This window comes from Thalassospira sp. GO-4, from assembly GCF_023588965.1.
GTDB classification, from domain to species: Bacteria; Pseudomonadota; Alphaproteobacteria; order Rhodospirillales; family Thalassospiraceae; genus Thalassospira; species Thalassospira povalilytica.
In genome coordinates, this window is sequence record NZ_CP097807.1 from 4,446,328 (window position 1) to 4,455,000 (window position 8,673).

At 55.0% G+C, this 8,673-nt stretch carries 9 protein-coding genes (1 of these 9 only partly in view); 5 read left to right on the forward strand and 4 right to left on the reverse strand.

The window, feature by feature from the left end; all coding sequences use genetic code 11:
• Positions 1 to 77: 77 nt before the first annotated feature.
• Positions 78 to 1,085, reverse strand: a complete 1,008-nt coding sequence (locus M9H61_RS20205) for an NAD(P)H-quinone oxidoreductase (RefSeq protein WP_250282619.1) — start codon at positions 1,083 to 1,085, stop codon at positions 78 to 80.
• 214 nt (positions 1,086 to 1,299) lie between these two features.
• Here M9H61_RS20205 and M9H61_RS20210 point away from each other — a divergent pair, with 214 nt between their 5' ends.
• Both M9H61_RS20210 and M9H61_RS20215 read left to right on the forward strand, forming a co-directional pair.
• Positions 1,300 to 1,494: a DUF1192 domain-containing protein gene (locus tag M9H61_RS20210; protein ID WP_101245844.1), complete on the forward strand. Its 195-nt coding sequence runs from the start codon at positions 1,300 to 1,302 to the stop codon at positions 1,492 to 1,494.
• 501 nt (positions 1,495 to 1,995) lie between these two features.
• Entirely contained in the window at positions 1,996 to 2,445 is a 450-nt protein-coding gene (locus M9H61_RS20215; RefSeq protein WP_068519704.1) for a DUF1465 family protein, read from the forward strand.
• 158 nt (positions 2,446 to 2,603) lie between these two features.
• Here M9H61_RS20215 and M9H61_RS20220 read toward each other — a convergent pair whose 3' ends face one another.
• Positions 2,604 to 4,424, reverse strand: a complete 1,821-nt coding sequence (locus tag M9H61_RS20220) for an adenylate/guanylate cyclase domain-containing protein (RefSeq protein ID WP_250282621.1) — start codon at positions 4,422 to 4,424, stop codon at positions 2,604 to 2,606.
• A gap of 114 nt (positions 4,425 to 4,538) precedes the next feature.
• Here M9H61_RS20220 and M9H61_RS20225 point away from each other — a divergent pair, with 114 nt between their 5' ends.
• Positions 4,539 to 4,685 (forward strand): hypothetical protein, encoded by a 147-nt coding sequence (locus M9H61_RS20225; protein WP_250282623.1) that lies wholly within the window; start codon positions 4,539 to 4,541, stop codon positions 4,683 to 4,685.
• Here the strand turns inward: M9H61_RS20225 and rpmE are convergent.
• Positions 4,682 to 4,906, reverse strand: coding sequence for a 50S ribosomal protein L31 (gene rpmE, locus M9H61_RS20230; RefSeq protein WP_068519706.1), 225 nt, complete (start codon positions 4,904 to 4,906; stop codon positions 4,682 to 4,684). The genes M9H61_RS20225 and rpmE overlap by 4 nt on opposite strands.
• 278 nt (positions 4,907 to 5,184) lie before the next feature.
• Here rpmE and cyaY point away from each other — a divergent pair, with 278 nt between their 5' ends.
• Positions 5,185 to 5,517 carry an iron donor protein CyaY gene (gene cyaY, locus M9H61_RS20235; RefSeq protein WP_228196492.1) on the forward strand — a complete coding sequence of 111 codons (333 nt, stop codon included), beginning with the start codon at positions 5,185 to 5,187 and terminating at the stop codon, positions 5,515 to 5,517.
• 46 nt (positions 5,518 to 5,563) lie between these two features.
• Positions 5,564 to 7,360 carry an ABC transporter transmembrane domain-containing protein gene (locus M9H61_RS20240; RefSeq protein WP_068519707.1) on the forward strand — a complete coding sequence of 599 codons (1,797 nt, stop codon included), beginning with the start codon at positions 5,564 to 5,566 and terminating at the stop codon, positions 7,358 to 7,360.
• A gap of 245 nt (positions 7,361 to 7,605) precedes the next feature.
• Here the strand turns inward: M9H61_RS20240 and M9H61_RS20245 are convergent, their stop codons facing one another.
• Positions 7,606 to 8,673, reverse strand: partial view of a M23 family metallopeptidase gene (locus M9H61_RS20245; protein WP_231856777.1) — the 3' portion only. It continues 243 nt past the right edge of the window; only the last 1,068 of its 1,311 coding nucleotides appear in the window; its start codon lies off the right edge, out of view; it ends in the stop codon at positions 7,606 to 7,608.

Here is an 8,673-nt window from a genome sequence, read left to right on the forward strand (position 1 = left end):
TTCTTTTCGATCTGCAAACATCGTCATGTTGCGATGGAAAGGTCCGATAAACGGTTCGGCCCGATATCCAAAAACGATCAACTGACTTCCAGTATCACTTTTCCGATGTGTGCGCCACCCTTCAATATGCCATGGCCTTCCTCTGCCTTGGCCAGCGGAAGGGTTTTGTGGATGACTGGTGCAATCTGTCCGTTTGCAATCATCGGCCAGACCTGTTCACGCAGTGACTTTGCAATAGCACCCTTGTTCGCCACCGGCTGGGCACGAAGTGTGGAGCCCATCAATGTCAGGCGCTTAAGCAACAGCGGCGTGAAATTGGTTTCGGCCTTCGGACCGCGCAAAAAGGCAATGATCAGAATGCGGGCGTCAAAGGCCGCCGCCTTGAAATTGCGGCTGACATAGTCACCGGCAACCATATCAAGGATGACGTCGGCACCCTTGCCATCGGTTGCGGATTTCACGTCTTCGACGAAATCGCGCGTTTTGTAATTGATTGCAACATCGGCGCCAAGATCGCGGCAGGCCTGACATTTTTCATCGCTGCCTGCGGTTGCGATCACTTTGGCCCCGAATGCCTTGGCCAACTGGATCGCTGTTGTGCCGATCCCCGACGTGCCGCCATGCACCAGGAATGTTTCACCGGATGTCAGCTTGGCCTTGTCAAAAACATTGTGCCAGACCGTAAAGAAGGTCTCAGGAAGGCCAGCGGCTTGAACCATCGTTAGGTTCTCGGGAACAGGAAGGCATTGCGCCGCCGGTACAGCAGCGTATTGCGCATACCCGCCACCGGCCACCAGCGCACAGACTTTGTCCCCGACTTTCCAGTCGCTTACTTTTTGGCCGGTTGCAACGATCTCGCCCGCAAGTTCAAGGCCCGGGATTTCGGATGCGCCTGGCGGTGGCGGATACATGCCGGCAACCTGCATCAGATCGGGGCGGTTGATCCCGGCGGCCTGAACCCGGACCAGAACATCATCATCGCCAATTTCGGGAATATCGGCTTCGGCCAGTGCCAGATAGGGGGCATCGGCATCCTTGCGAATTTCGACAGCCTGCATTTTCGTTGGCAATTGGGCGTGCGACATTGCGACCTCCGTGGCGAATTGTGGATTTAGTACCTATCTAGGGTCAGGACCTGTTAATTTTGTTGAAATGGTCAACCGGTCTTTGGCGCAAGTTAGCCGCCAAAATGTCCGGACACCAGTGCGATAAATCTAACAGGTCACAAGCCAAACCGACATCCCGTTACCCGAACCGGGGCATGGGTGCTGGTAAAAAAGCGACTGCAGGAAATGGAGGATGAGTGTGGAAGAAGAAGATCTTGGCATTGTCAGCAAGCGTGAATTTGGCCTGCCGCGCAACCTCGAAGGCATTTCGGTTGAAAGCCTGAAAGAATACCGGACCGCACTGGAACAGGAAATCAAACGGGTCGATGCGGCACTTGAACATCGCAAAGGTGCCCATGCCGGGGCCGAGGCATTGTTCAAAAGTTAAGTCCGAAACAGTTTCGGGTGGTGCAACAAGGATTGATGGTCTTTCCAAATATTAGACGTGAGGATAATTTTTTTAAACCTGAGGTTAATTGAAATTTAAACTTCCCGTCTTATATGTGGAATAGAGGGTCATCTGTTGACCCCCTTGTCGAACGTGATGTTTCGATGCCTCCCTGTTAAACTGAGCCGCCCTTTTAGGGCGGTTCTTTTTCTTTATCTTGTATATTCAATTACTTGTATTGCTTGTAGTTCTGCGGGCCATGGCAATGCGCATCTGTAAAATGTGCAAAAGGGTACGGGTTAATACGTATTGTCACATTTGTGCCATGAATAGCCTTGACCGCTTATGAACCGCTGGCTAAAGTTCGCTCACCAAGAAAAATAAAACTAAAAGTCCGGCAAGTTTAGCAGGTTGAGGTGAGGCCGCCCCGCAAGTGGGCGGTCTTTCTATTTGGCCGAACCGTGCCTTGAAGCAGTTCGGCACCTTTCCAATATAAACAGGATGACACACGAGCATCCACCGGCGTCCGAAAAGGCGTCATATCAAAGCAATTTTGCGGTTGTTCATTTCTCGCGGACATATGACGAAGCCTTTACCCTGCTTGTCGAGGCCCGTAACTATCTCGCCGCTCACAGAAGTCAGCATCGTAAAAAGAACAACAGCGGCGAAGCCATGGTCCGCTGTCTGGAAGAAATGCGCATGACCACGCGCCTGATACGGGCAATGGCATGGCTTCTTGCGGTACGTGCTGTCGAAGAAGGCGAAATCGGCTGGGAAGAAGCAATCGATACCGATGACCTGATGGTGGATCTGCGCATTTGTCTCGAAGAGCGCAGCGATGCGTGTCAGTTTCTGTCGCCGGGATTGCTGGATCTGATGGACCGGGCACAGGCACTTTATATGCGTACTGCGCGCATGGAACTGCAGGTCGCCGCACGCTGCGCAAACTGACTGCTCGTTTTAATCCCTGACATCAACGGATCACCTGACGGCCGGGCGTGGCGTTGACGCACTGGCGCAATTTCGCATGTAAGTAGATGTGTGGGGGAGAGGCCGAAGCGCGGGCAACAAGTTTTCCCGCACGGAACCCGGTGCCGCAAAGATACGGATCAGGTGCGCGATTGAACCTGAAAGACCTCAACCGGTTCGGCAAAGCCTTTCATCTGGCGGGTGCCCATCGAAACAAACTTCGCACGGCTGCCGCTATAGGTGTTTTTGACATTGCCTGACACCAGCGTTTCATCCCCGCCAGCCTGGGCGCAAACGCGCGCGGCAAGCTGCACAACGCTGCCAAACAGGTCGTTTTCTTCGGCAATGGCTTCGCCGGCATTGATCCCGATGCGGATCTGGAATTTCAGGTCCTGGGTGGCGTTGTGATTGGCCATATTCTTCTGGATTTCGATGGCAGCCTCGACCGAGCTGGCTGAAGACGGGAAGACGGCCATGATGCCATCACCCATATGTTTGACTTCCTTGCCATAATTATTGATCAGTGCGGTGCGCACAATCTGGTTGTGGATATGAACCATCTGCTGTGCACCATGATCACCCAGTTCCTGGGTTTTGGCCGTCGAATTGACAATGTCGGTAAACATCAGCGCGTGCAGCTTTTTGCCTGCGCCACCTTGCGGATTGGCCGCGGGCTTTTCGCTCCAGTTTGCTATCGCACGCGATACCGATGACATGATGCTTTTCTCATCCTTCAGATAGGCATCCATCGATTCGCGGCCCGCGCCGTACATATCCTTGTATTTCGGCTCAAGAATATAGTCATCGACATTCTTGCAAAACGTATCGGCCATATTCTTGTTTGCACCCAGCGCCGAAATGCAGTCGCGCAAAACGGCCCGGCCGTCTCTTTGTTCGAGCGCATTCTTCTCGCTGCACGCATCGCACGCGCCTGCGACATACAGATTGACGCCAAATTTGTGATAGGCATCGAGAACCGGCACCGTGCGTTTGATCGCCTGCATTGATCCGGAAATGAAGTTCTTCATCTGCTCGCGGGTTGCGCGCATTTCACGCGTTTCGACCAGTGGCCGGTCGGGCGTATCATCAATCGGGGCGTCCGGGGTTTGATCCTGAACGGAGTCCGCGGTGTCATCATCCGTATCGGATGCCATCCCGTCTCGTTCAAGTTCCGCGGCCATTTCGGCGGCGGACATCCGTGATCCGGACGATGGCGTGCTGTTTGATGCCCCGCGGGCGCGGCTTCGCTGTGCCGGGCTGGTTCGCGCGGGTTTTGGCGGTCGGCCAGATGATGGCTTGCTGCGCGCGCGTCCCTTGAACTTCTTGGTCAATGCCATCAGCATCGGCACGACACTGGCAAGGAAACCGACCGTAAAGGACATGAAATTGGCTTTGTCGTAAAAGCCCTGGCTGATCTGCATGCCCATATTGGGCAGATATTCCAATCCCTTGGCCGCAACCAGCATGGTCGCCAGACCAATGGCGATGGCCACGCAAAACGCGATCATCATCTTAAGGGCCAAACCAAGAATGCTTTGGCTTTCTGCCGCGGATGTGCGCTTGGGGCTTGCGGGTTTCGGTGCCTTTGCCTCATCGCTGCTGCTGGCGTCCGCGCCATTGCTTTCGGTTTGCCTTGTCTGCTCGGGTGTTGGGGCGGTCGGTTTCTGGGCCGCTGGGGGACGGTTGGCTTTGGGGCGGCTTTGGGCATTGCTGTTTTCAAGGTTGCCCTGACCACGCGTCTCATAGACCACATACTCGTCCGAGCTGTTGGTCGCGTGGTTATAGACTTCGCGAATCACCTTGACGCCCGAAACATGTTTCGCGCGTTCGATCTGCTTTGCCTCTTCTTCGGCCTGCTTTTTTTGCGCACCGGTAAAGTGGCCGTGGATCTGCCAACGGCCTGAACGGTCTTTGATATAGACCTCATAACTTACCTGGTTACGCGCCGCCACCTGGTTCATCTACAACCCTGGTCGATTTGACAAGCCAAAGAGGGCGGCACGTCAGGTGCCACCCTATCCAAACGAAATAGAATTATGGCAAAAAAATGCCCGGAGAACCACCAGATATGCTGCATGGCAGATCATCCTTATGGTCATTCCAGGTTTCGTAGTGCCGGCAAGGGCGCAATCAATGGTTCTGCCAAAGAAAAACGCCCGCAGCATCAACAAGATGCGACGGGCGCTGATCCCACAGAACACATGAATGTGTTCTTTGCTTAGTTGCCGATATTGAAACCAGCGAAGCGCTTTTTGAATTTCGCAAGCTGCCCGCCGCTGTCCAGAAGACGGTGAACACCAGTCCAAGCCGGATGGCTTTTCGGATCGATGTCGAGCTTCATCACGTCACCAGGGTTGCCCCAGGTCGACTGCGTGGTGAAGGTGCTGCCGTCAGTCATCTGAACGGTGATCTCATGGTAATCGGGATGGATATCTTTTTTCATCGCCTAATCACTCCGGAATTTGAAGCGCGGTGTATAGTGTAAAAAATCGGCTCGCGCAACCCCTGTAACCGGGAATTATCCGATTAACGCCAAATGAGGGGAGTGCAGTAGCGATCTTGCGGTCATGTAGCAGCCAGGCGCGTACGTTTCAAGCTTTTCTCGCAAGCGGTATCTTATGCATACTTGCACAGCACACTTTATATAGTATGGTGCGCCGACAATTGATTATCGCCTTGCCGGGGCAGATGCGCTTCCGGCGACAGACGGAGAACAAGACTGTGGCCCTTGAGGAAACCCGCTTCCATCAGATTGCAGATGAAACCATCGAGACCCTTTCCGATGTCATCGATGACGCGCTGGGCGATGACCTTGAAGTCGATTTGCAATCCGGAATCCTGACAATCGAACTCGATTCGGGCGAACAATTCATTATCAACAAGCATGGCCCGAACCGTCAGGTCTGGTTGTCCTCACCGGTCAGTGGCGCAAGTCATTATGACTTTGATGAAGACAATGAAACCTGGACCTCGACCCGCGGTTCGACCACGCTCCATGATCAGCTTTCTGCCGATCTGGCGGTGAAAACCGGAAACAAGCTTGATCTTGGCTGATCGCTGATCGGCTATATCGTTCCCTATGCATGCGGGATAAAGGGCCTTGGCGCGTACACCTACTGCTTCTGCAAGACTGATTGACCGGGAAACCAGTCGGAACCTGTCCTCGTTGCGGGCCATTGTTCCGTTTGTTCTGAAATATCGATTACAGCTGATCGGTGCGCTGATTGCGCTGGTGACCGCATCGGGAACCGTGCTCGCGCTGGGCAACGGTCTGCGAATGCTGGTCGATGAAGGCTTTGCCGACGGTGATGGCGGGTTGCTTGATCGCGCGCTTTTTGTGCTGTTTGCGGTGACCCTGCTTTTGGCTGGCGCCAGCTATATGCGCTTTTTCCTGGTGTCCTGGATCGGTGAACGGGTGGTCGCCGATATCCGTTCTGCGGTTTATCGTCACATCGTCCGGCTGGATTCGGAATTCTTTGAAGTCACCCGTACCGGTGAAGTTCTGTCGCGGCTGACGACCGACACCACGCTTTTGCAATCGGTCATCGGATCAAGTGTTTCGATCGCGCTGCGCAATGCGCTGATGTTTGTCGGCGGTTTGACGATGCTGGCAATCACCAGTCCCAAGCTGACAGCTCTGGTCCTGCTGGTGGTGCCGCTGGTGGTGGTGCCGATTGTCGGTTATGGCCGTCGGGTACGTCGCCTGTCACGCGAATCCCAGGACCGGATTGCCGATGTCAGTGCCTTTTCCGAAGAAACCCTCAATGCATTGCGGACGGTTCAGGCCTATACCCACGAAGATATCGAAAGCAAACGCTTCAACGATCATGTCGAAGGCGCATTCAGAACGGCCGTGGCCCGTATTTCGGCCCGGGCACTTTTGACCGCCATTGTCATTGTCATGGTGTTTGGTGCGGTTGGCACCATCTTGTGGATCGGCGGGCATGATGTTCTTGACGGGGTCATCTCGGCCGGGGAACTTTCTGCCTTTGTCTTCTATGCCGTGGTGGTGGCCGGCTCGGTCGGTGCGATCAGCGAAGTGATCGGTGATCTGCAACGCGCAGCCGGGGCGGCGGAACGCCTTGTTGCACTGCTTGAAACCGAACCGCGGATTGCCGCCCCCGAAACGCCACAGCCGATGCCTGTCCCCCATCAGGGGCATGTCAGCTTCGAAGATGTCACCTTCCATTATCCGGCCCGGCCGGATCGTTCGGCCCTCGAAGGATTGACGCTTTCGGTCAAGCCCGGCGAAACCGTTGCCCTGGTCGGACCGTCCGGGGCTGGCAAGACAACCGTGTTCCAGTTGCTGTTGCGTTTCTATGATCCGGCAAAGGGCACCATTCGTGTTGATGGTGTTGATATTCGCATGGCCGACCCGGTTGCGGTACGTGAACGTTTCGGCCTTGTTGCCCAGGACCCGGTGATTTTTGCCGCCAATGCCTGGGACAATATCCGCTATGGCCGACCCGATGCCAGTGATGCGGATGTTCGGGCTGCGGCCGATGCAGCTCATGCCAGCGAATTCCTTGATCGCCTGCCGGATGGTTTTGATACCTATCTCGGGGAAAAAGGGGTCCGGCTTTCCGGTGGTCAGCGCCAGCGTATCGCCATTGCCCGTGCCATCCTGCGCAATCCGTCGATCCTGTTGCTTGACGAAGCCACCAGTGCCCTTGACGCCGAAAGCGAACAGGTGGTCCAGCAGGCCCTTGAAACCATCATGAAGGACCGCACCACCCTTGTCATCGCCCACCGTCTGGCAACGGTACTGCATGCGGATCGCATTGCAGTGATTGATGATGGCAAGCTGGTCGCGATTGGTACCCATCAGGAACTGCTCGAAGCATCACCGCTTTACGGCCGTCTTGCCAAACTGCAATTCGACCGCGACGCAGCCTGATCCGATCTGGACGTTTACGGAGACCCGGTCCGAAAGTCCGCGCTGCTATCTATCATGCGCACGTCGCTGCCCTTACCCTTATATCGGGCAGGGCAGGCTGAACAGGCCGCCAGCATCCCCTTGGCGCATTGGCGCTTGTACTGCCCGCTGGCGTATTCCGTTCCTGTACCCTGTATCCCGAACATCAAAAAAGCCTGCTCCGATAAAACGGGCAGGCTTTTTGCGATGCGATTATGCGATGATGCTTACTGGGCGCTGGCGATCTTGCGGTTATCAAGCGACAGCTCGGCATATTGCTTGCGCAGGATGTCGGCATCGGCCAGGAAGGTTTTCAACTCATCACCCTTAAGCTTTTTGCCGCTGGGCATCTTGACCCGGATCGGGTTGACCTGGGCGTTGTTTTTCAGGATCTCGTAATGCAGATGCGGGCCGGTCGAAGCGCCGGTGGTCCCGACATAGCCGATCACATCACCCTGCTTGACGCGTGATCCCTGTTTCAGGCCCTTGGCAAAGCCCTTCATGTGGGCATAGGCGGTTTCATAGGAATCATTGTGACGGATGCGGATGTAATTGCCATAACCGCCATTGCGGCCGATTTTGGCAATCGTTCCATTACCGGCGGCAAAGATCGGCGTTCCGCGCGGTGCGGCAAAATCGATGCCTTTGTGCATTTTGGTATAGCCAAGGATCGGATGCTTGCGCTTGCCAAAACCGGAAGACAGACGCGCGCCATTGATCGGCGTACGCATCAGGGCACGGCGATAGGATTCCCCCTTCTGATTATAGAAGTCGGTTTCGCCATTGCTGTCGGTATAGGAATAAAGACGCACTTCATGGCCGCTCAGCGTCATGCTCGCATAAAGCAGATCGCCATAGCGCACGCGCTCGCCCTTGTCGTTTTCAAGTTCCTGATACATCACTTCAAAGCTGTCACCCGGCTGGATGTCACGCTGGAAGTCGACTTCATAGGAATAAAGCTCGATCAGGCTCATCAGCACCGGGATGGGTACGCCATTACGTTCGGCGGCCAGAAACAGGCTCTGCTCGATGGTGCCCGATGCGACATTCTTTTTGGTGGTCAATTCGATCTTGTCAGATGACGCTTCAAAACCGCTATCGGTCCGTGACACGGAAACAATGGTCTCGGGATCAGGCTGGAAGCTCAGTTCGTCAAGAAGCTCGATGCTGTCTTCCATCGGCGCGGAATAGACAAGATCAAACTCCTGACCGGCCCGCAATTTGCGCGGATTGTAAACATCGCGCAGAGCCTCGATGGCGTTATAGGCCACGGTCCGCTCAAGCCCGGTCGCGGT